This window comes from Rothia mucilaginosa (assembly GCF_001061665.1).
Classification (GTDB): domain Bacteria; phylum Actinomycetota; class Actinomycetes; order Actinomycetales; family Micrococcaceae; genus Rothia; species Rothia mucilaginosa_A.
Genome location: NZ_JVSP01000004.1, coordinates 65097 through 86606 on the forward strand (window position 1 = coordinate 65097; position 21510 = coordinate 86606).

Annotated in this window: 19 protein-coding genes and 1 tRNA gene; 3 read left to right on the forward strand and 17 right to left on the reverse strand. The window is 63.1% G+C overall.

Annotated elements, in window-relative coordinates:
• Positions 1 to 40 precede the first annotated feature (40 nt).
• On the reverse strand, positions 41 to 265 hold the full coding sequence (nrdH, locus tag ADJ95_RS03180; RefSeq protein ID WP_049332504.1) for a glutaredoxin-like protein NrdH: 225 nt from the start codon (positions 263 to 265) through the stop codon (positions 41 to 43).
• 842 nt (positions 266 to 1107) lie between these two features.
• Positions 1108 to 2193 (reverse strand): App1 family protein, encoded by a 1086-nt coding sequence (locus tag ADJ95_RS03185; RefSeq protein ID WP_049332506.1) that lies wholly within the window; start codon positions 2191 to 2193, stop codon positions 1108 to 1110.
• 188 nt (positions 2194 to 2381) lie between these two features.
• Between ADJ95_RS03185 and ADJ95_RS03190 the strand changes: the two genes are divergently transcribed.
• The 3 genes from ADJ95_RS03190 to ADJ95_RS09485 all read left to right on the forward strand — a co-directional run bounded on the left by ADJ95_RS03190 (position 2382) and on the right by ADJ95_RS09485 (position 5303).
• Positions 2382 to 3497, forward strand: a complete 1116-nt coding sequence (locus ADJ95_RS03190; RefSeq protein ID WP_049332508.1) for a polysaccharide deacetylase family protein — start codon at positions 2382 to 2384, stop codon at positions 3495 to 3497.
• Positions 3498 to 3730: 233 nt separating this feature from the next.
• Positions 3731 to 4471: a DsbA family oxidoreductase gene (locus tag ADJ95_RS03195; RefSeq protein ID WP_049332511.1), complete on the forward strand. Its 741-nt coding sequence runs from the start codon at positions 3731 to 3733 to the stop codon at positions 4469 to 4471.
• Between the two features lie 508 nt (positions 4472 to 4979).
• A complete protein-coding gene (locus tag ADJ95_RS09485) occupies positions 4980 to 5303 on the forward strand; it encodes an excalibur calcium-binding domain-containing protein (protein ID WP_239662763.1) in 324 nt (107 codons plus the stop codon).
• A gap of 144 nt (positions 5304 to 5447) precedes the next feature.
• Here ADJ95_RS09485 and ADJ95_RS03205 read toward each other — a convergent pair whose 3' ends face one another.
• From ADJ95_RS03205 to ADJ95_RS03275, 15 genes are all read right to left on the reverse strand, one after another.
• Positions 5448 to 6341, reverse strand: a complete 894-nt coding sequence (locus tag ADJ95_RS03205; protein WP_049332515.1) for a polysaccharide deacetylase family protein — start codon at positions 6339 to 6341, stop codon at positions 5448 to 5450.
• A 267-nt stretch (positions 6342 to 6608) separates the two neighbouring features.
• On the reverse strand, positions 6609 to 6881 hold the full coding sequence (locus ADJ95_RS03210; protein ID WP_049332517.1) for a hypothetical protein: 273 nt from the start codon (positions 6879 to 6881) through the stop codon (positions 6609 to 6611).
• A 47-nt stretch (positions 6882 to 6928) separates the two neighbouring features.
• Positions 6929 to 8320 carry a glutaminase gene (locus ADJ95_RS03215; RefSeq protein ID WP_239662764.1) on the reverse strand — a complete coding sequence of 464 codons (1392 nt, stop codon included), beginning with the start codon at positions 8318 to 8320 and terminating at the stop codon, positions 6929 to 6931.
• Between the two features lie 204 nt (positions 8321 to 8524).
• Entirely contained in the window at positions 8525 to 9487 is a 963-nt protein-coding gene (locus ADJ95_RS03220) for a cation diffusion facilitator family transporter (protein WP_080974927.1), read from the reverse strand.
• Positions 9488 to 9676: 189 nt separating this feature from the next.
• Positions 9677 to 9749: transfer RNA gene (locus ADJ95_RS03225), tRNA-Ala, on the reverse strand.
• Between the two features lie 280 nt (positions 9750 to 10029).
• The gene (gene rsfS / locus ADJ95_RS03230; RefSeq protein WP_049332519.1) at positions 10030 to 10467 is read right to left on the reverse strand and encodes a ribosome silencing factor; all 438 of its coding nucleotides are present in this window, start codon (positions 10465 to 10467) and stop codon (positions 10030 to 10032) included.
• 60 nt (positions 10468 to 10527) lie between these two features.
• The gene (locus tag ADJ95_RS03235; RefSeq protein WP_049332521.1) at positions 10528 to 11628 is read right to left on the reverse strand and encodes a hypothetical protein; all 1101 of its coding nucleotides are present in this window, start codon (positions 11626 to 11628) and stop codon (positions 10528 to 10530) included.
• Entirely contained in the window at positions 11621 to 12370 is a 750-nt protein-coding gene (gene nadD / locus ADJ95_RS03240; protein WP_049332523.1) for a nicotinate-nucleotide adenylyltransferase, read from the reverse strand. Before nadD ends, ADJ95_RS03235 begins: the two co-directional genes overlap by 8 nt.
• Before the next feature lie 247 nt (positions 12371 to 12617).
• The gene (obgE, locus tag ADJ95_RS03245) at positions 12618 to 14225 is read right to left on the reverse strand and encodes a GTPase ObgE (protein ID WP_049332525.1); all 1608 of its coding nucleotides are present in this window, start codon (positions 14223 to 14225) and stop codon (positions 12618 to 12620) included.
• A 193-nt stretch (positions 14226 to 14418) separates the two neighbouring features.
• Positions 14419 to 14676, reverse strand: coding sequence for a 50S ribosomal protein L27 (gene rpmA, locus ADJ95_RS03250; protein ID WP_049332527.1), 258 nt, complete (start codon positions 14674 to 14676; stop codon positions 14419 to 14421).
• Positions 14677 to 14717: 41 nt separating this feature from the next.
• Complete coding sequence (gene rplU / locus ADJ95_RS03255) at positions 14718 to 15029, reverse strand: 50S ribosomal protein L21 (protein ID WP_005505764.1); 312 nt, start codon at positions 15027 to 15029, stop codon at positions 14718 to 14720.
• Positions 15030 to 15583: 554 nt separating this feature from the next.
• On the reverse strand, positions 15584 to 19330 hold the full coding sequence (locus tag ADJ95_RS03260) for an Rne/Rng family ribonuclease (protein ID WP_049332529.1): 3747 nt from the start codon (positions 19328 to 19330) through the stop codon (positions 15584 to 15586).
• Between the two features lie 604 nt (positions 19331 to 19934).
• A complete protein-coding gene (locus ADJ95_RS03265) occupies positions 19935 to 20174 on the reverse strand; it encodes a hypothetical protein (protein ID WP_049332532.1) in 240 nt (79 codons plus the stop codon).
• A gap of 206 nt (positions 20175 to 20380) precedes the next feature.
• Positions 20381 to 21241: an IS3 family transposase gene (locus tag ADJ95_RS03270; RefSeq protein WP_049332534.1), complete on the reverse strand. Its 861-nt coding sequence runs from the start codon at positions 21239 to 21241 to the stop codon at positions 20381 to 20383.
• A partial coding sequence (locus ADJ95_RS03275; protein ID WP_049332556.1) for a helix-turn-helix domain-containing protein occupies positions 21241 to 21510 on the reverse strand: 270 nt, incomplete at its 5' end. The genes ADJ95_RS03275 and ADJ95_RS03270, both read right to left, overlap by 1 nt.

A 21510-nucleotide genomic window follows, 5' to 3' on the forward strand; every position in this document is an offset into this window, starting at 1 on the left:
TGTGTGACGCCGATTCCGTTTATGTGGGTTTCGGCTGGATTTACGCTTCCAAAGCGTTGATCTTATCGGGGCGGAAACCGGACCAGTGCTCGTCGCCTGCAATGACGACGGGTGCCTGCATGTAGCCGAGGGACTTGACCATTTCGAGGGCCTGAGCGTCTTCGGTGATATCAACCTTGGTGTAGCTGATACCCTTCGCGTCGAGGGCGCGGTAGGTCATGTTGCACTGGACACACTGCGGCTTGGTGTAAACGGTCACTACCATGGGAGTGCCTCTTACTTTCTCCCGCTCAGGCGGGGTTATCTTGTGAATGAATCTGGCGTGTTTCGTTTGTGGTTCACCACGTGTTGTTTACGGCGAGCGCGGTGCTGTCCGCTACCCCTTCTAGTGGGGTGTGGCGGCTTCCTGCGCTGGGGCAGGGCGGTCAAAAGTGCCGTAGTGGTGGAACCGAGTATTAATACTACATCTAGTGTCGAGATTTTTCTTCACCACAAGATGATGTGGTGTAAGGGTCGTGTTTCGTTCGATAAACCCACAGCTGAACCCACTTAAGAGGGGATGTCTACAGCTTATCCACACCCTGCCGCGGGGCTAGTTCGTTGGATTTTCGCGGGGTGCGCCAGGTTATCCACAGGTGGGGTTTAAGTTGGGCGGCATTTTGGTTGGCCCTCCCCGCTCGTTTCTTAGGGTGCTTTTAACCCCTATGACGTTTTAAGACGTCCGGGGCCGTATTCCTCGGGCTTGATTTAAGCGCAGGTTTAACACTCGCCCATCATGACGCGGAACGACGGGGTTTTAAAGACGAACAGGTTTTCTTAATGAGCCCTTAACCCGGGGGCTGACCGCGACGAAGGGGTGTGATTAAAGCTGTACAAAAGATTTTTAATTCTTCGCAACTGGCCGGTGTGTCGTTGGTTTAAGTTGGTTAAGCCTTAAACACCCCACAACCCCGATGGACGAACCGGAATCTTCGGGGCGGGTTTCAGAGCAGGTTTGAGGTCCCACCGAGCCTCGCACGCAGAGAAGGCCGACCACCCGTGCTGGAGTGGTCGGCCTTCACCGCATATAGGGTATGCGTGGGCGCAAAAGCGCGCAGCTGAGAACGTCTAGAAGTCGATGATTCCCAGATCGCGTAGCTTCTTGCTGAGCGTCACGCCGTCGGTGGCTTCGATCCACAGGGGTGAGCGCATCATCTGCTCGGCGCGGTGATCGCTCCACACGCGGCCCGAGGCGAGCACGGACTCCCCCACCGTCAGGTTACGAATCACGATGGCCGCCACGTTGTCCGGGTAACGCACCGCGAAGCCGTTGTAGATGTACGGGTCGCGCTGCCCGTCGTCGCCGACAAGGATCCACTTCATCTGCGGGAACTCCTCAACCAGGCGCTGCAGGGAATCCACCTTGTGCTTGGTGCCGGACCGGAACCAGCGGTCGGGGGTCGGCCCCCAGTCGGTAAGCAGGAACGTGCCGCGCGGGTAACCGTTACGGCTCAGGAATCGGCGCAGGGTCGGGGTAATGTTCCACGCGCCGGTGGACAGGTACATGAACGGCGCGTTCGGCTCACTACGGCGAATACGGTCGGTCATGACGGCCATGCCGGGGGTCGGGATGCGCGCGTGCTCGTCGAGCACGAAGGAATTCCAGGCGGCCACGAGGGGGCGCGGCAGCATGGTCACCATGACAGTGTCGTCGACGTCCATGATGACGCCTAGCTTCTGCGACTCCGGCACGATGTAAACGCTGGTGGCTACGGCGCGCGACCCGGGCACGTACATGATGACCTCGTGCATGCCGGGTTCCAGGTCAATCTCAAGCTTCACGTCGAGCACGCCGCCGCGGTCGGTGTACGCCTCGTACTTGACGCCGCCGATAACGATGGTGACCGGTGCATCCGACATAGCGATCGCGGTGAAGGCACGCCAGCCTCGCATGGGGTTGGCGGTGTCTTGGGTTCCCTCCACGACCTGCAGGAGTCGCTCAAGGTCGACCGTGTTGTAGAGGGCTCGGGCGATGATACGAACCCAGCCCAGGTTCCCTTCGGATGCAACTCGCCCGTACCCCTCGCTGGGAACAAGAATCGGCTCGCGGCCGGCGGCGATAGCGCGCTTCTCACGCCAGCGGTGCAGGCGGTCGGCCACGCGGTAACCGATGTTAACCGCCTCGTCAGCGGCGTCATTGACTAGGTTGCGCAATTCGTTATCCCCTCAGACTCTTACCCCACTAGTGTAACTGAGCCCGTCCCCTCGCGGGCCGAGCCCAGCACGTCGATACCTTTAAATACGCGGGTGAGAACGTGACCCCGCTGTGATATGCGCATTATTTGGGGTGGCGGGGCCGTTCAGGTTCTTGTAGAACCCACGCGGGCGTTATCCTGGAAGGTATGATCCACTCACAGCCTAACCGCCGACTTTTTGTGCTCGGCACCGCTATGCTTCCGCTCATCGCAGCCTGCTCGAACAAGTCGAATAACGACTACGACAGCACGAGCGGCAACTTTACTCCCTACCAGGCCGGTAGCGATAGCCCCTCCGCTACTCCCCGACCCGTAGCCACGAACTCTCCGACCCAGTCCGTCACCGGTAACCCGATTGATAAGCCGCGCGAGTGGCCCGGCGTGGGCAACGCTCTCGTGGGTGAGGGCAAGTACATCGCGTGGACGGTTGACGACGGTGCCAGCCCCGAGGCTATTCGCGGCTACGCCGAGTTCTCCAAGCGTACGAATACTCGCCTGACCTTCTTTATTAACGCCTCGTACGTGGGTTTCAAGAACAACGTTGATGTTCTCCGTCCGCTGGTTCAGAGCGGGCAGATTCAGATTGCGAACCACACCTACAACCACACCGACCTGACCACCCTGGACGCCGAGGGCGTGAAGGAGGAGTTGCAGCGCAACGAGGACGAGATTATGAGCATCTTCGGCGTCTCGTCGAAGCCCTACTTCCGCCCGCCGTACGGCCGCTATAACGAGGCCGTGCTGAAGGCTGCCGGTGAGATTGGCTTTACCCGCCCGGTCATGTGGAACGGCACGACCGGTGATGAGGCAAAGACCAGCGCCCGCGTGATTTACATGCGTTCGCTGCGCTACATGCTTCCGCAACAGATTGTTCTGGGCCACCTGAATTACGAGACGATTATTCCGATTCTGGATAAGCTCAAGGGCCTGCTGGACGAGCGCGGCCTGACCCCGGTCACGATTCGCGACTACTACGGCGATGCCTCGGAGGAGGAGATTAAGGCAGCGGCTCCCAGCCCGACCGCAACCCCCGAGCCGAGCGAGACTCCCTCCGCGGAGGCAACGACCGAGGCTCCCTCGCCGACCCCCACCCCCACTCCTACTCCGGCCCAGACCCCTCGGTACGAGGATGAGGTAGCCGCAACCAGGACCCCCTCGCAGCCGGCCGCCACCACGCGCGCATCCCAGCCGCCCCAGCCCGCGGCTTCGCGTTCGACCACGGCCTCGGCCACTGCGGGTGCCCCCGCCGCGGCAAACCGCTAGGCCGGTTCGGATCGGGTGATTCCGAGAGGTGCACTCGAGGCTGTGATTATTGGAAGCCCCTTCTCTCCCTGCGCGGGAGGGAAGGGGCTTCGCCGTGCCCGCCGCTGCCGGTTTTCTTTCCCCGACTCGCTGAACCTTGGGCGGGTAGCGCAGGAATAAACACGGTAGCTGGGGCGTTAGGTGAGCATACAGGCGGCAGCGTGCCGCATCCGAGTATGAGAGGAATAGATAACATGCGTATTGATATTTGGTCCGATATTGTGTGCCCCTTCTGCTACGTGGGCAAGCGTAACCTGGAGCAGGCGCTCGCTGAGTTTGAGCACCGCGACGAGGTTGAGGTGGTGTGGCATAGTTTTGAGCTGGACCCGTCGGCTACGGAGCATCCTGCCGGTTCGCTGCCTGAGATGATTGCCGGTAAGTATCAGATGTCGCTGGAGCAGGCGATTGCGAGCCAGGAGTCGTTGGCGGAGCGTGCCCGCGAGGTGGGTTTGGATTTCAATTGGCGTCAGGCACGCTACGGTAACACGTTTGATGCGCACCGTGTGATTCATTATGCGGCGGAGCAGGGTTTGGCGTCGGCGGCGGAGGAGGCGTTTAAGCTGGCGTACTTTACGCAGGGCCGTTCGGTGCAGGATCACGAGTCGATTCTGGATATTGCTTCTGAGATTGGCCTGGATACCGCCGAGGTTGAGGCCGTGCTGAAGAGCGACCGTTACGCGGCGGATGTGCGTGCCGATGAGCAGTTGGCGCGCCAGCTGGGCATTAATGGTGTGCCGTTCTTCTTGATTGAGTCGAAGTGGGCGGTCAGTGGTGCGCAGCCTGCGAAGATGCTGGTGCAGGCGCTGCGTCAAGTGTGGGAGGAGACTCACCGTGTTGAGTTTTTGAACCCGCTGGCAGGCGCGGCTGGTGATACTGCGGGTGACGGTGCTGCGGAGGCGGGTCCTTCCTGCGATATGAACGGCAACTGCTCCTAATAGCCGCTGAGGGAGGCGCGGCGGGGGTGCTACTCCCCTAGCGCCCCTAACTGATGCAGACACCTTAATAGAGCGAAGCCCCCTTGTGCCGGTTCTTGCGTGAACCGGGCGCGAGGGGGCTTCGCTATGCCTGCAGGTTGCATCTTCCCTTGTCAGAAATGTTTAGGGGGCTCAATATTACCTGCGAATGGGGCCGTTTTCATTTACACTTGAGTGTGTGTTCTACGGTGAACACGCTTATCCACTCACTTTATAAAGGAATATTGTGTTGAAAATTCACACCGCGACCGCTGGTGTTCTTGCGGGTACTCTGCTGCTGACCGGTTGCTCTTCGTCTGTTCGCGCTCCGGAGTCTACGCCCTCTGCGTCATCGTCGACGTCTGTTTCTGCTAGCCCTTCGGTTTCAGCTACTCCTAGTTCTTCTCCGACGCCGAGTGCGCCTGCGACTCCTTCGGAGTCTCCTACCCCGACGGTAACCCCGTCTCCGGTTCCGACGACTGAGGCTCCCGTGCAGGCACCGGCTACTGAGGCACCTTCCGCGGAGGCGCCGGCGGCGCCGGTTCAGGAGGCGCCGGTAGCTACGGAGGCGCCCGTCCAGCAGGCGCCCGCGCAGGCTCCGGCGACTGAGGCTCCTGCTCAGCAAACTCCCGCGCAGCAGGCCCCGGCTCAGCCGGTTCAGCAGGCTCCTGCGCGGTCGAGTGTTTACTACGAAACATGCGCTGATGCTCGTGCGGCTGGTGCGGCGCCCCTGCATCGTGGTGAGCCGGGTTACCGTCCCGGCCTTGATGCTGATGGTGACGGCGTGGCGTGCGAGCCGAAGAAGAAGCACTAAGCTTCTACCCCCAGGTATAGCGGAGCCCCCTCGTACTATTTCTAGTACGAGGGGGCTCCGCCGTGCCCGGAAGGCCCACGTCAGTTGGCGTGAACTCAATCCGGGCTGGGGCAAGTAAACTTAGCCGGTCGGCACTACAGCGACCTAACCGTAGTAGTCGCGAATCGTAACAGTCGTGAGCCCCATACGGTCCATCAGGCCCCTAATCTCATCCATCACCGAAATCACCCCGGGGTAATTCAGATGACCAATAATGATGCGCTGCGCATTCACGTACTCCTTCGCAAAACGAAGCACCTCCTGCGAGGGAATATTCGAAGAATCAGCCAAGGAGCCATACCACAGCACCGGGCGCGTGAAACCGCACGAGGCTGCAGCCGCCAGCACGCGCGCATCATAATACCCGTACGGGGGGCGGAAATACGGCTTCGACGACACCCCAAAAAGCCGCTGAATCTCCTCATCATTGCGCGTCAGCTCCCGAACGATCTGCTCATCGCTGAGTTTGGTCAGCGCGGCGTGACTATACGTGTGGTTCGCAATCTGCAGCTGACCGCTCTTCACTAGCGGAAGCAACAGGTCACGATGCTGCTCAAAAGAGGGGTACTGACCGTTGATAAAGAAGGTGAGGCGCGTGCCGGTGCGGCGAGCAAACTCGGCGTACGCGCGCACCACATCAGGGTTGGCGCCGTCATCAACCGTCCAGGCGACGTACTTGCCCTCACCAACAAGCCCCGTCTGCGGCCCATCCCAGGGGCGAGGCGTCGGGGCTAGGTTACCGGGAGTCTGCGTGCTACCAGAACTCGGCGCGGCGGAAGGAGTAGCGCTCTCGGAACCACTCGGCGCGGCGGAGGAGGTGACAGCAGGGCTACCGGATGCGGAGGGACTCTCCGACGGGCTCGCGGTGGGTTGTCCCGTTGCGTTGCTTGCCTCGGCCTTAGCGGAGCAGGAGGTGAGAGCAAGACCCAGAGAGCCCAAGCCCAGAGCGCCCAAGCTGAGGAGTACGCCGCGGCGGGAGGCCACGGAATGATAAATCATGGTGTTTCTATGATCCCGATGCGCCTCGAACGACATCAGGTTTTGAGCGGTGTTCATACTCTCAGTGTAAAATAGCAACCCTTCCGAGCATCTAACAAGTCAAAAGATTACGTCAAAACACTTCAGTGAAGAAACCACCCATATCTCATACATCAACTTTTTCCTGAAGCCCCCACTCCACCACAAAGCCCCCTATACGCCTCAGCGCAAGGGGGCTTCACAACACAACCCAGGTGACCGCGGCACAGCACACAGGCCACGCGACAGCTAGCGCGGCTGGTAGGTGAGGCCGCGCTCCGCACGCGCGCGGCGTGTCTCGGCATCCCGAAGAACCGGCACCATAAGACGCACCAGCTGCTTAATCCCACGCATCACCAGCTCAATCCACAGCGCCGCAGACAGCACACCCGCCGCGCGCGGGTGACGGCGACGCACCCACCTCAGCGACAGCAACGAAAACACGAAATACGCCGGGTACAGGAGAGCCTCGCGAAAACGGTGAGCCTGCCGAACAACGGGATTCTGAGAAAGCTTCTTCATACCACCAGTATATCCAGCCGCACGGCACGGCCACGCCGGAGCACCGACTAGGCCCCGGACTCGCCCTCCAGCTCACCCGAAGGCTTAACCGACGCACCCTCCACGGGTACAGAAGCCGCGGCGCTACCCGACAGCTCAACCACGGAGTCCTCCCCCACCAACTGCGAGGGAGAGGAACCCTCGGGGCCCGACAGGATCGTCACGTTCATGCGGCACAGCGCATCCGTATCGGTAATCGTGTCGTCGTTATCAATCAGGTACACCCGGTAGCCGTCTGCGGTCAGGCGGCGCATCAGCTCCAGGAGCATATTCTGCGCCACCTCATCCACCGCGTACACGCGCGTCACGTCCAGGGCGATCTTCGAGCCCTCCATCGGGGCGTCCACAATCTCGCGAATCACGCGCTCCACACCCGCGAAACGAATACGGCCCTGCAGCTGAATCAGGCGCATGGCCTCGGGGCCGGAACCAATCTGGTAGTCCGCGCGCAAGGCCGAGCGCGCCACCGTCGGCACGTTCATCACGTGCATGCCCATGTCTTCAGAGAACTTCTCGAAGAGCTCCACACCGCGCACGCTATTGCCGTGCTTATCCAGGCGCGGGGAGAACGTCGCCACACCCAGCTGACCCGGAACCGCACCAATGATGCCGCCGCCCACGCCGCTCTTCGCCGGAACGCCCACCTGAGTCGCCCAGTCACCCGCGGAATTGTACATGCCGCACGTGAACATGACGCTCAGCACCTGACGCACCACGCCCTTCGGCACAACCTGCTCCCCCGTCACCGGATGCACACCGTAGTTCGCGAGGGTGGCGGCCATCAGCGCCAGGTCCTTGACAGTGACCATGAGCGAGCACTGGCGCGTGTACCCCTGCACCGACACCTCCGGGTCACCCGTCAGGATGCCGTGGCCGCGCAGCATGTGCGCAATCGCGTAGTTGCGGTGCGCGTGCTCTAGCTCGGATTCGTACACGCGCTCATTCACCGACAGGCGGCGGCCCGCAAAGGCCGACAGACCCGAGATGACGCGCTCCATGCGCTCACCCTGCGTGGCCCCCGGAGGGCCCACCAGCGAATGGGTGGTGATAGCACCGGCGTTAATCATGGGGTTCAGCGGCTTGCCCGAACCGTCCTCAAGGGACAGCTCGTTGAAGGGCTCGCCTGAGGGCTCAACGCCGACCTTCGCCAGCACGTCGTCAAAGCCGCGGTCGGCCAGGGCCAGCGCGTACACGAAGGGCTTGGAAATCGACTGGATCGTGAACTCCACGTCGCTGTCACCGGCGGCGTACTGCTCGCCGTCCACCATCACGATGGACGCGGCCAGCTTATCCGGGTCCACGGCGGCCAGCTCGGGAATGTAGTTCGCCAGCTCCCCGGAGGTATCGGAGACGACCGTCGTCAGGGACTCAGTGAGGTACGTGGCGATGGGTGAATGCATGGTCTCCTCCGTGATGCTGATTCGGTGTTCGGGGTACGTTCCCGGATGCGCCGGAGAACCCGGGCATACCCCATCTACGAGTGTATCTTTTGCCGCCAAAAGCTACCAACTACTGCCGAGAATGACGACGGAGTGGACAGCGTGGGCTAACGCGCGGTGCCCGCGCGCACGACCGGGTTCTGGGTGCCGGGGACGTAAAGCCGGCTAGGGGTGGCGGACCGACTGCGGCTCCTGGCCACCCAGCTCGGCGGTCTCCAGCTGGAAGGTCGAGTGCTCCACCGACACCTCAAAATGGCTCGCCACGCACGAACGGATACGGTCCAGAATCGTCACCGCAGACCCGTCGCGGAAGCACGAATCCGCAACCACCACGTGCGCGGTCACAACCGGCAGGCCCGTCGCCACCATCGAGGCGTGCACATCGTGCACCTCCACCACACCATCAACACTCAAGATATGCTCACGCATCGCATCCAGGTCCAGGCCGTCCGGGGTGAACTCCATGAGCACCGCCGTGGTCTGCTTCATCAGGCGCACCGCACGCGGCACAATCAGCGCCGCAATGAACAGACCCGCAAGGGCATCCGCCCGGTAGAAGCCGGTCAGCCAAATCACGATAGCCGCCACGATCACGCCCAGCGAGCCCAGGGCATCGTTGAGCACCTCCAGGAACGCGGCACGCATATTGAAGTTCGCGTTTCGGCCAGAGGCCAGCACCGCAATGCCGATAACGTTCGCCACCAGGCCGACCACGCCGAAGACCAGCAGCTCGGCGCCGGGCACCTCCGGCGGGGCAAACAGGCGATGCACGCCCTCTACCGCCGTGTAGATACCCACGGCCAGTAGCAGCACCGACTGGCCCAGGGCCGCCAGCACCTCAATGCGTCGGAAGCCCCACGTGTGGCGCGAGGTTGCCGGACGCGTCATGAGCGAAGCCGCGGTGAGCGCCACCAGCAGGCCGGATGCATCCGTAATAGCGTGCGCCGTATCGGTCAGCAGGGCGAGACTCCCGGTGACCAGAGAGCCAACCGCCTGCGCCAGCACGATGACGAGCGCCAGGGTAAAAGCCACCAGCAGGCGCGGACGCATCGAGGCGGCCTCCTCCGGGCTGTGCATATGAGAGTGGTCGTGGTGACCGCCGTGGTGAGAGTGTGCGTGCTCTCCCATTAACCTTCTCCTTGGGGGTTGTGGCCGACGCAGAATCGCCGGGGCGAGAAGACCGGCACGGGCCGGCGGGCGACGCAACCGAGTGAGGGTTCGTCGACTCCAGGGTGAAACCGCGATACAGAGTCTAGAGATAGCAAAATCGCCCGACTCTTACGAACCGGACGATTAGCACCTCAAACGAGGTTTCCGTGGAGATAAGGGGACTCGAACCCCTGACCCCCTGCATGCCATGCAGGTGCGCTACCAGCTGCGCCATATCCCCATATTCTGTTATGTTCCTCAACGAGGCAACATGAATATATTACACACACCTCAGAGGGCTACGCAAATCGAGAACAGCTCAAATTCAAAAAATTTTCCAAAAACTTTAGGGGCTCCAAGCTACCCCGTCCAAGGGCTACGAAGCACCGCGAATACGGCGAAGAGGCGGGCACGCGCGCCCCGCATGTGCACCACATGCAGGGCACCGAACCCGCCCCTCACGCAAACGCTACAGAACGCGCACCGCGAAAACGTCGCGCGCCGAGCGACAGCCCGAAGGCCTAAGCCTCGTCCTGCGCCGGGATGATGCGCGCGGCCTCTTCCTCGGACTCAGCCTCGATATCGAAGGGAGCCTCGTTCTCAACACCCAGCTCGATGCGCGGGGCCTGAGCCCACAGGCGATCCAGGGCGTAGAACTCGCGGTCCTCCTCGTGCTGAACGTGAACCACGATATCGCCGAAGTCCAGCAGAATCCAACGACCCGAGGAACGACCCTCGCGGCGCACCGGCTTCAGGCCGGCCTGCTCGCGCAGGGCATTCTCCACCTCGTCAGCCACGGCGTTCACCAGGCGCTCGTTGTGAGCGGAGACCACCAGGAAACCGTCAATCAGGCCCATGGCGTCGGAGGCATCCACAGCGAACAGGTTCGTTCCCTGCTTCTCCTCCGCCGCACGGGCGGCAATGCGCAGAGCCTCAACCGAGGACTGTGCAGCAGTCATATCTTCCTTTCTTGCCGGTCATTCCCACCGGCAGCACCCCGCGGGGTGCGTTCTCACGGCCTACTTCGGGCCAAAAATCATAATCAAGCCGACAACAACCAGGGCCAGCAACAGAACCATCCACAGCCAGGCCAGGGAGGTCTTCTGGGCCGGCTTCAGCACCTCGTGCTCCGACTGGTTCTCGGTAACCTTCTCGGCGAAGGACTTATCGGAGTCCTTCTTCTGAGCGCCGCTGTTCTGAGATCCACTGTCCGCGCGCTCCACCGATGCCACCGGTGCGCTCTTCGACTCGGCGGACTCCTCTGCGGCGAGCTCGGCCATCGCCACGGAATCCTCGGGATCCTGGCGGTCCACCATGCGCTGCAGCAGTTCCTCCACCTCGTCCGGGCTCAGGGCCACGGTCGGGTCGCCGTCCACCGAATCCACGGTGTCGCCAGAAACCGAGCCGTCCAGAACGCTCAGGTCCAGGCCCTGTGCGTTCACGGCGCTCACGCGGGTGGGCAGGTTGGAGGATGCGTCCTCCTTCTGCGCCTCGGCAGCCTCGGAAGCCTCGGGCTTCTGAGCATCCTTGGGTTCCTGGGCGTCCTTGGGCTCGGGGGATTCCTCGTCCTCAGCCGGCGCGGAGGCGTAGCCGACGACGCTCTCGTCAACCTTCGGCTCGTCGCGCACGAGGTACTCGTGCATCTTCGGCTCGGGCTCCTCCTCCTTGACCACGGTAATCACCGGAATGGAAGAGGTCAGCGGGCTATCCACCGCCGAGGGGCTGGTGGCATCTACACGGTTCTTCGCGATCTCGTCGGGACGCAGAACGCGCAGGCTACTGGTCAGAGGGGCCGGCTCGTGCAGCTTCTCCTCGTCGTTCGCCTCGGTCTCAATCTTGCCCTGGGCCGCCAGCGCCGCGAAACGACGCTGAACCGCCAGAACCTGCGGATCAATCGCGCCGGTGTTCACCACGGAACCCATATTCTCAACGGGCTTCGGGTTCTCCCCGCGGCGGTGTGCGCGCAGGTACTCGGCGACTTCCTCACGGTAGCGGGCGAGACGGCGCGGACCCATCACCTTAGTCGGCGGCGGCACCTCAATGCCGTCTTCGGTCACGTACGTCTCGTAGAGGTACGCTTCGTCCTCGCTATAGGGCTTCGAACCCGCAGCTTCACTCATGTGTTCCCTCATTATTCGTCGATTCGGGTGACTGCTCCGCCTCATCCTTAACTCGAGGCAGGCCGTCACGGTAGGCCGTCAAAGCGTCCTTCTTATACAGCCCGTACTTCGCAATGTACTGCACCACGCCATCGGGTACCAGGTACCAGATGGGGGCACCCTCAGCCGCGCGGCGGCGAATATCGGTCGAAGAAATCGCCATCGCGGGGATCTTCAGCGTCGTAATATGACGCCCCTCCGCAAGGGGAGGATCCAGCGTGTGATCGGGGCGGGTCACGCCCACGAACGTCGCGAGGTCCCACAGCTTATGGGCATTGCGCCAGGTCATAATCTGGCTGATTGCATCCGCCCCGGTAATGAAGAACAGGTCAGCATTGGGGCGCAGGCTGCGCAGCTCGTTAAGCGTATCAAAGGTGTACGTGGCGCCGCCACGGTCAATATCAATACGGCTCACCGTAAAACGCGGGTTCGACGCGGTCGCGATCACCGTCATCAGGTAGCGGTGCTCGGCATCGCTCACGTGCCGCTCCCCCACCTTCTGCCAGGGCTGACCGGTCGGAACGAACACGACCTCGTCCAGGTCGAACACCGCGGCGACCTCACTGGCCGCCACCAGGTGCCCGTGATGAATCGGGTCAAACGTTCCACCCATCACGCCCAAACGCACCCGTCCAGGGATACGAGGGGGAATCGACTCGGAGCTCGGGGCACCGAAATCAAGCTGAATAGGCTGATCACTCACAGAAGCCGTCCTTGCTGGGGACAGAGACCGCACCGGAAAACAACGCGCCCACCGGTGAGGATACGGGCAAATACACGGATGCACGCGCGCCACTCGGCGGGCCCACGCGGGACGCCGGATGCACGTGCGTACACCCATCTATGCTACCGTCTCGGCGCTAAAAACAACGAAATGACGGGGGTGAGCTAAGCCGCGGGTGGAATACCCGCGACCCGGCTCACCCCCGCCGCCACGATGTGGACTCTACCTAGTCCTCGGTGCCGGGCATGTCGATATTCTCGTCGACCTTGCCCTCCTTGAGCTTCTTGCGGTACTCCACGGACTCGGTCCAGACACCGGCCACGCGCTCGGATTCCAGCTCGGCACGAGCCGCAGCCTTCGCATCCATGCGCTCCTTGTACTCCACGCGCTTCTGGGCGCGGGTCGGGCGGATAATCTCCTCCAGGCGGACGTCGGTACCGCGCGGGGAGGAGAGTAGCTCGGCGCCACCGATCATGGTCGGCTCCCAGTCGAAAATCACCGAGTTGTCGCTCTCACCAATCACCACGGCGTCGCCGGCGCGGGCGCCAGCCTTGAACAGCTCGTCCTCAACGCCCAGGCGGGCCAGGCGGTCCGCCAGGTAGCCGACCGCTTCATCGTTGTTGAAGTCGGTCTGCTGAATCCAGCGCTCGGGCTTCTCGCCAATCACGCGGAACAGCGGCTCCAGGTTGCGTTCCTCGCGACGAATCACGAACTCCTGCTTCTTCTTGTTGCGGAAGCCCTTCGGACGAATCACGGGGGTTTCGACGGTCACGCGCTCGGCCTCCTTCTCGGCGGCGGCGCGGGCGGCGCGGTCCTCCTCAACGAGCTTGGCCATCGCGAAGATGAGGGGCTTCAGGCCCTCATGCGAGGCGGTCGAAATCTCGAAGACCTTGAAGCCCATCTCCTCGAACTCGGGGCGCACGAACTCGGCCAGCTCGCGGGCCTCGGGCACGTCAATCTTGTTCAGCACCACGATCTGCGGACGCTCGTGCAGCGGCACGGTCACACCCGCGGTCGGGTCGACCTCGTAGTTCTGCAGCTCGCCGCGAATCACCTCGAAGTCGCTGATCGGGTCGCGGCCGGGTTCCAGGGTCGCGCAGTCAATCACGTGCACGAGCGCCGAGGAGCGCTCCACGTGACGCAGGAAGCGGTGGCCCAGGCCACGGCCCTCCGAGGCACCCTCAATCAGGCCCGGCACATCCGCGACGGTGTAGCGAACATCGCCCGCCTGCACCACACCCAGGTTCGGGATCAGGGTCGTGAACGGGTAATCCGCAATCTTCGGGCGTGCCGCGGAGATAGCGGCAATCAGCGAGGACTTACCCGCCGAGGGGTAACCCACCAGGGCCACATCCGCGATGGACTTGAGCTCCAGAACAATGTCAGACTCTTCGCCGGGGGTGCCCAGCAGCGCGAAGCCGGGGGCCTTACGCTTTGTCGAGGCCAACGCGGCGTTACCCAGGCCGCCCATACCGCCGCGCGCGGCGATGTACTCGTCGCCAACGTGCAACAGGTCGGCCAGGACATTGCCCTCGCGGTCCTTCACCACGGTGCCCTGCGGCACGGTCAGAATCAGGTCCTCGCCATTAAAGCCGTGGTGCATATCGCCGCGGCCGATGTCACCGTTCGGGGCGTGCTGGTGCGGGCTGTGGTGGTACTCCAGCAGGGTCGTGGTCTGGTTGTCGACGCGCAGAATCACCGCGCCACCATTACCACCGTTACCGCCGTTCGGGCCGCCCAGCGGCTTAAACTTTTCGCGTCGCACGGAGACGCAACCGTTGCCTCCGCGACCGCCGGAAACATGCAAGACCACGCGGTCCACGAATTCCGCCACGGGTTCTCCTATCTTGGAAAGTCTTCTCTTCGCCGACGCCTCAACGCCCGGTGGGCGGATGCATCGGCAGGCGTAGCCGGGTTGGGGCGCGCCTCCTCGCGAGGACCGCACAGCGTGCGGGCTTCTCGCGGAATGGGAGTTATAGCGAGAGGGGGTAGACTCGCGCCTACCCCCTCTGCCCTAGCGGTGAGTATTACTCAGCTGCAGCCAGGATGTTAACGACCTTGCGGCCCTTGCGGGTACCGAACTCGACGGTGCCTGCTGCCAGAGCGAACAGGGTGTCGTCGCCACCGCGGCCAACGTTCAGGCCGGGGTGGAAGTGGGTGCCGCGCTGACGAACAATGATCTCGCCTGCGTTGACGGACTGGCCGCCGTAGCGCTTAACACCGAGGTACTGGGGGTTCGAGTCACGGCCGTTACGGGTGGAGCTTGCGCCCTTCTTGTGTGCCATTCTGTATTCCTACCTTAGGGTTGAATTCCGGTTCGCTTCGATTATGCGTTGATAGCGGTAATCTTGACGGTGGTCAGCTCAGCGCGGAAGCCCTGACGCTTCTTGTAACCGGTCTTGTTCTTGTACTTCTGAATAACAATCTTCGGACCGCGCAGGTCCTCGACCTTCTCAGCAACAACCTTGGCGGAAGCCAGGGACTTTGCGTCAGCGGTGACCTTGTCACCGTCGACGAGCAGCAGCACGGGCAGCTCGATGGTGCTGCCGGGCTCGCCTGCAACACGGTCAAGGGTAACGAGGTCGCCGACGGAAACCTTCTCCTGGCGGCCGCCAGCGCGTACAATCGCGTATGCCACTATGGGACTCACTTTTCTCGACAACTTGCTTCTTGAATCTCACTCGAATGAGCAGCCTGCGCTTTCATTGCTGTGCGCCCTCCCCCGCCGGTCGAATAACCGCGAGAAGGAGGAACGGCCCGTGCGTTCCGACGGGATTGCCCGCCGGAGCCAACACGCGAGGCTCATCGGTGGTGTCTCTCTCCCGCACGTTCCAACCTCGGCCGAGTACTCGACCGTGCCGAAGACGATGCGGGTGGGAGCGGTGTCTCCCGCTGGCCCTGCGTCGATAGGGCTTCACTGAGATAAACACCAGTCCTTAAGAATACGGCATGAGGGACGGGCCGCGCAATAGAGTCACCTCACCGAAATGTGTGGATGCGGCGTGATGCTCCTCAACCCCGCCTCCCGGCGCATTCCCCCGGCACATTCTCGGTAGGCTCCCCTCACGCGCTCCCCCGGCGGGCGAACGGCGGGCGCGAAATAACAAAGCTGAAACGACGAAGGCCCCGGCGGCATGGACTTCTCCACCCGTCGGGGTCTTCGTCAGTTGGGGCTACGCGTGAGCCGCGGGGCTAGTCGTCCTTGCCCAGGCGCTTAATGTCGGCGGCGGCCACACCGATGCCGAGCATCGTCGGAGCCGAAGCCTCCTCGATGGCCGGGGCCACATCCGCCACGGATGCGGAAGCCACCACGGAACCGTGAGCGCTCTCGGCGGTATCGACGGTCACGACCTTCGAACCCGCGCCGGCGCTCGAAGCGGCACGGCGGGTGCGGCGCTTACGCGGGGCCGGAGCGGACGACACAACCGTTGCGGGCTGGGCCGGCTTCTGCTCCGCCTTCTCCTGCTGCGGCGCGGCGGGCTCAGCCGAGGGGGCGCCAATCACGCCGGTCACAACCGGGCGGGTACCCTGCTCGCGCTGACCGTTCTGCTCGGCCGACTCGGCGGCGCGGCGTGCGCGGCGACGCGATGCGCGGGGAGTCTCGCGGACATCCTCGATGCGCAGGTCCTCACGCTCAGCGCGCTTCGACTCGGCCTTCTTCGACTCGGAACGCTCGGCGCGCTCCGCACGCTCGGAACGACGCTTGGAGGAACGCTCCTCGCGATCCGGGCGGGAAGATTCACCCTCGGGGCGAGCGATGCGGCCGGCCTTCTGCGAGGCACGGGCCTTCGCCTCACCCGCGCGAATCGCCTCAAAACGATCCGAGGAGCGGCTGAATCGCGGATCCAGCTCGGGATCAACGTGGTGATCCAGCACGCCGGCATCCGAACCCTCCACCGCTGCAATTGCGGTATCGTCCAGCTCACGACGCTTCTCGGAGCGGTTCTTACGGGAGCGGCCCGAGCGGGACTTCTTCTCCTCGCGCTGAGGCTGTTCCTCGTCCTTCTCCTTGGCGGCCGCTTCCTCTTCCACGCGGTCGAAGGCGCTGGCCAGCTGCTCCAGGGAGAAGCCGCCCTGCTCGCCAACCCACTGGCCGTCGGTCACATCGGCGACCTTCTGCTCGCGTTCGGCGACCTCGGCGTGGGCCTGCTCGCTCGCCTCGGCGATACCCTGAATCTCCTGCTCCAGCGAGAGCTCAGCGGTCTCGGCGCGGCGCGAACGCTTGCGGCGCTTACGCTTCTTGCGGGTCGAGGTGGTCTCCTCCGAACCGCTCTCGTTCTGGACGGAGGCGGCTGCCACGGCAGCCATCGCGTTACGGCGCTCGGCCTTCTTCGACTCCAGGGCGTCCTGCTTCTGCTGGTCGCGTGAATCCTCGCGGGAGGCCGAACGGGCACGCTTGCGCTCGTTACGGTCGTGGCGGTGAATAAAGTCGGAGGCGCCACCGCTGCGGCCGCTCAGCGGCTGATCGTGAACGATCAGACCGCGGCCGGCGCAGTGCTCGCAGGGCTCCGAGAAGACCTCGAGCAGGCCGGTACCCAGGCGCTTGCGGGTCATCTGGACCAGACCCAGCGAGGTCACCTCGGTCACCTGGTGCTTGGTGCGGTCGCGGCCCAGGCACTCAATCAGTCGACGCAACACCAGGTCGCGGTTCGACTCGAGCACCATGTCGATGAAGTCAATCACGATGATGCCGCCGATATCGCGCAGACGCAGCTGACGCACGATCTCCTCGGCCGCCTCCAGGTTGTTCTTGGTGACGGTCTCTTCGAGGTTGCCGCCGCTACCGGTGAACTTACCGGTGTTCACGTCCACCACGGTCATGGCCTCGGTGCGGTCAATCACGAGCGAGCCGCCCGAGGGCAGGTAGACCTTGCGATCCAGCGCCTTAGCCAGCTGCTCGTTGATGCGGTAGTGGTCGAAGAGGTCGTCCTCGCCGTCCCACTTCTGCAGGCGCGAAATCAGGTCGGGTGCCACATAGGTCACGTAGGCTTCGATGGAGTCCCAGGCGTCCTGACCCTGAACAATCATCGCGGTGAAGTCCTCGTTGAAGACGTCACGCACGGTCTTAATCATCAGGTCGGGCTCCTGGTAGAGCATCTCGGGAGCCAGCACCTTGCGGGAGTTGGCCTTCTCCTGGATCTCTTCCCACTGCGCGCGCAGGCGGTTAATGTCGTGGGTCAGCTCCTCTTCGGAGGCACCCTCGGCCGCGGTGCGCACAATCACACCGGCACCCTCGGGCAGCTTGTCCTTCAGAATCTTCTTCAGGCGCGCACGCTCGGTGTCGGGCAGCTTGCGAGAAATACCGGTCATGGAACCGCCCGGCACGTACACCAGGAAGCGGCCCGGCAGGGAAACCTGGCTGGTCAGGCGAGCGCCCTTGTGACCAATCGGGTCCTTGGTGACCTGCACCAGCACCGAATCGCCCGGCTTCAGGGCGTTCTCAATCTTGCGGGGCACGCCATCCAGGCCGGTGACGTCCCAGTTGACCTCGCCCGCGTAGAGCACGGCGTTACGGCCGCGTCCAATATCGACGAAGGCGGCCTCCATAGAGGGCAGCACGTTCTGCACCTTGCCCAGGTACACGTTGCCAATCAGGGAGTCCTGCTGGGTCTTCGACACGAAGTGCTCGGCCAGCACGCCGTCCTCGAGCACACCAATCTGGATGCGGCCATCCTTCTGGCGAACCAGCATCTGACGGTCCACGGACTCGCGGCGAGCCAGGAACTCGGCCTCGGTCACGATGTGGCGGCGGCGGCCCAGGGAACGGGACTCGCGGCGACGCACGCGCTTGGCCTCCAGGCGGGTGGAGCCGCGCACACCGGTCACGGTGTTGGATGCGTGGGAATCGGCCAGGCGCGGTGCACGCACCTTGGTGACGGTCTCAACGTCATCCTCAGCACCGCCCTCAATCTCGATGTCCTCGGTACCGCGGCGGCGGCGACGGCGACGGTGGCTGGTGACCTCTGCCTCCGCGGCGGCCTCCTCGCGGCGGCGCTCCATGCGGTCCTTGCGCTTCTGCTCTTCGGCGGCGGCGCGGCGGGCCTCACGCTCGAGCTTGGCGGCCACGGCGAGCTCGCTCAGTTCCTCGGGCTCGGGGGCCACGAACAGCGGCATCGCGCCCATGGGGGTGCGCGAGCGCAGCTCCTGCAGCTTTTCGCGCTGCAGGTCGCTCAGGGTCTTAACGGGTTCGGCGGGCTCCTCGGGTGCCTTCTCCTCGGGTGCCTTCTCCTCGGCGGCTTCTTCGACGGCGGCAACCTCGGCTTCGAGCACCTCGGCCACGCCATCGGTTGCGGAGGGCTCCGCGTCTGCGGAGCCGGCCTCGGCGTTCTCAGCCTGCTTCTCGGCGGCCTCCTCTGCCTCGGCCTCAACCTCGGCTTCCGCGGCGGCTTCGCCCTCAACAAATTCGGCTTCGGCGGTCTCTTCTGCAGCTTCTTCGGCCTTCTCCGCCGTGGTCGCCTTCTCGACCTTGGCGACCTCTTCGACCTTGGCGGTCTTCTCGACGGTCTCGACCTTGGTCACCTTCTCGACCTTGGCGACCTCTTCGACCTTCGCCACGCGCTCCTGGGCGGCGGGAGCCTCCGCCGCCTCAGCCTCGGCGGGCTGCTTTTCAGCTGCCGCAAACAGGCTGCTCAGGGTCGAAGCAACCTCGGCCTCGGACACCGCGGGAGCGGCGGCCTTCGGCGCGGGGGCGTGCTTAGCCTTAGCGTTACGCAGATTGGTCAGGCCCGTGGCGATGGCTTCGTCCAGGGGAAGCTCGGGAGCCTTCTCCTTCTTCGGACGTCCCGGGCGACGGCGCTCGGCGGGAGCGGCCTGAGATTCGGAGCTCTGGCGAACATTCTTACGCAGAGTTTCACGGGTTTCTGCGGAGGCGTTCTTCTCCTCCGCGAGGGCGTTCAGCGCCTCAAAAACCCCAAGTTCGACGTTCTTCTCGTCAGACATTAATCTTCTTTCGTCATACCCCGCTCCGCATCGCGAGGATTTTTGACAGCGCGCATACAGCGCAAAGCCTAGTTGCCGTCACCGCGGCTCAAGCCTCTCCCTGCGAGCGCGCATACGTGGGGCGCGGCCCGGGCGCTATCTCTTTCAGCGCCGTCATTCGTGGGGGCGAGCGGGCGGAACGCAACGCGCACCGCAACGGTCACAGCCACCCCGCGATCGAGCACGGCCACGCCCTCCCTGGGCGTCCTGCCGGTCTTCGGGATTCTTCGCCGATGCGGTCCGGTCCGCGCGGTGCGACAGTCATGCTCCGCGGCTTACGGCCGGTGCTTACGGGTACTCTCCCTCGATGCGGTGGTGGGGATCTTCTGCGCGTGCGGGGCGCACAAGACACCGTCTTTCATTATACCCGTACGCGGCCCCCTCGAGGCTACCCGGGATGTGGGCTTAAGAGGCGGGCGGAAAACCCGGCGAAGCGCAAGAAAGCCGGACGGCGCGCGTGCACCATCCGGCTTCGTTCAAAAATTTTGGAGACACCCGCGCGAAGCGGGGTGCGCATAGGGCGGAACTCCCCCGGTGACCCTGCGGGAATCGCCAAAGAGAGAGGTTAGTCCAGGCCCAGCTCGGCGTCGCGAGCCTCGCGTGCCTGCTGCGCCAGCTTCGGGTCGGTCGGAAGATACTCCGGGCCCGAACCGGTCGCAAAGGGAACCCCCAGGATAAAGACGAAGGGCGAGAGGACCAGCAGGATAACCCACAGCAGCGAAAAGTGACCGGCGGTCAGCAACAGAAGGGCAATCAGGAAAATTACGGCGGCGCCACCCATCGTGGCCATTCCGGCAGTCTTCACGGTTCTCCTCAGTGGGCAAAGGAATGTACCCGTCCATTATACGCACGAGGAACCGCACGTGCGGGGCCCCTCCCCTCGCAGAGGCTGAGGCGGGCGCGCATCCGCTCCGCCCTATTCGGTGCAGCGGGCGCAGTAACAGGGTGCAGAAAAGCCCCGGCAGCCGGGTGAACTGCGCCCCGAAACTTGGACGCATTAAATAGTAACCATTACACGGCTTCCAACAGGGCCTGAACCCGGTACTCAACCGGAGTCAGGCCCCTAAGCTTCACCTGACGTCTTACCGTATTCCAATGCGTAATATAGGCGTCAAGGTCAGCTTTGAAACTCTCGAAGGTTGGCCAGTCCTGCCCGCGAAAAAACTCGTCCTTCAGATGTCCAAAGACCTGCTCAGTGGCACCATTGTCGATGCAGTTACCTTTGCGTGACATGCTCTGGATAAAACCATTATCAGCGAGCATACTGATGTAGGTCTCGTGCTGATACTGCCACCCCATATCCGAGTGCAAAATCGGCTTAGCTCCCTCGGGTTTGGCATCCATGAGTACCTGAAGCATCTCTTGCTGCTGGGCAAGATTAGGGCACATCGAGATCGAGTGGGCAACAATCTCTTTACTGGCAAAGTCGTAAACCGGAGCGAGATAGGCCTTACCGAAGGAAAGCTTGAACTCGGTGACGTCGGTACCCAACTTCTGCCAAGGACCAGTCGCCGTGAAATCGCGACCGATGACGTTCTCAAAACTTTGCCCCACCTCCCCCTTGTAGGAGTTGTACCTATGGTAGGCCCTCTCACGGCGTATACCGCAGCGCAGCCCCATCTGACGCATCATCTTCAAAACCGTCTTATCAGCGATACGCACCCCTTCCTCAGCGCGCAGGCACATAGCTATCTGCCTGTGACCACACCCGTTGGGGGTACGCGAAAAGATCTGGGCGACCTTGGCACGTAGCTGTACTCTGGTTGGCTGCTGGGGGTGAGCCAGCGCGTAGTAGTAGCTCGACCTGGCAAGGCCAGCAGCTTCGAGGAGATCACGCACCGCGTGTCCCTGCCCTGAAAGCTCAGCGACCACTAGGGCTTTGTCCCGGTTTGGGAGCGTCTGTGCGCCTTCAGGGCAATCGATTTTTTTAGGTACGCCACCTGCGCCTCAAGCTTGCGCACGCGCTCTTCGAGTTCCTCCTCACGCGTTGGCGGCACCGCCCGCACCGACCCCTTCGGCCTGCCCTTGGGCTTAGGTTTAAGCGCCTGCGCGCCGCCCTGCCGGTACAGCCTGCACCACTGCTTCAACGGTGTTACGCTTGCAATACCGAAACGCATCATCGCCTCAGGCTTACTCATCCC

Coding starts and splice junctions, on each gene's coding strand:
- nrdH (WP_049332504.1), bottom strand. CDS start 265: ATGGTAGTGACCGTTTACACCAAGCCGCAGTGTGTCCAGTGCAACATG.
- ADJ95_RS03190 (WP_049332508.1), top strand. CDS start 2,382: ATGATCCACTCACAGCCTAACCGCCGACTTTTTGTGCTCGGCACCGCT.
- ADJ95_RS03195 (WP_049332511.1), top strand. CDS start 3,731: ATGCGTATTGATATTTGGTCCGATATTGTGTGCCCCTTCTGCTACGTG.
- ADJ95_RS03205 (WP_049332515.1), bottom strand. CDS start 6,341: ATGATTTATCATTCCGTGGCCTCCCGCCGCGGCGTACTCCTCAGCTTG.
- ADJ95_RS03210 (WP_049332517.1), bottom strand. CDS start 6,881: ATGAAGAAGCTTTCTCAGAATCCCGTTGTTCGGCAGGCTCACCGTTTT.
- ADJ95_RS03215 (WP_239662764.1), bottom strand. CDS start 8,320: ATGCATTCACCCATCGCCACGTACCTCACTGAGTCCCTGACGACGGTC.
- ADJ95_RS03220 (WP_080974927.1), bottom strand. CDS start 9,487: ATGGGAGAGCACGCACACTCTCACCACGGCGGTCACCACGACCACTCT.
- rsfS (WP_049332519.1), bottom strand. CDS start 10,467: ATGACTGCTGCACAGTCCTCGGTTGAGGCTCTGCGCATTGCCGCCCGT.
- ADJ95_RS03235 (WP_049332521.1), bottom strand. CDS start 11,628: ATGAGTGAAGCTGCGGGTTCGAAGCCCTATAGCGAGGACGAAGCGTAC.
- rpmA (WP_049332527.1), bottom strand. CDS start 14,676: ATGGCACACAAGAAGGGCGCAAGCTCCACCCGTAACGGCCGTGACTCG.
- ADJ95_RS03260 (WP_049332529.1), bottom strand. CDS start 19,330: ATGTCTGACGAGAAGAACGTCGAACTTGGGGTTTTTGAGGCGCTGAAC.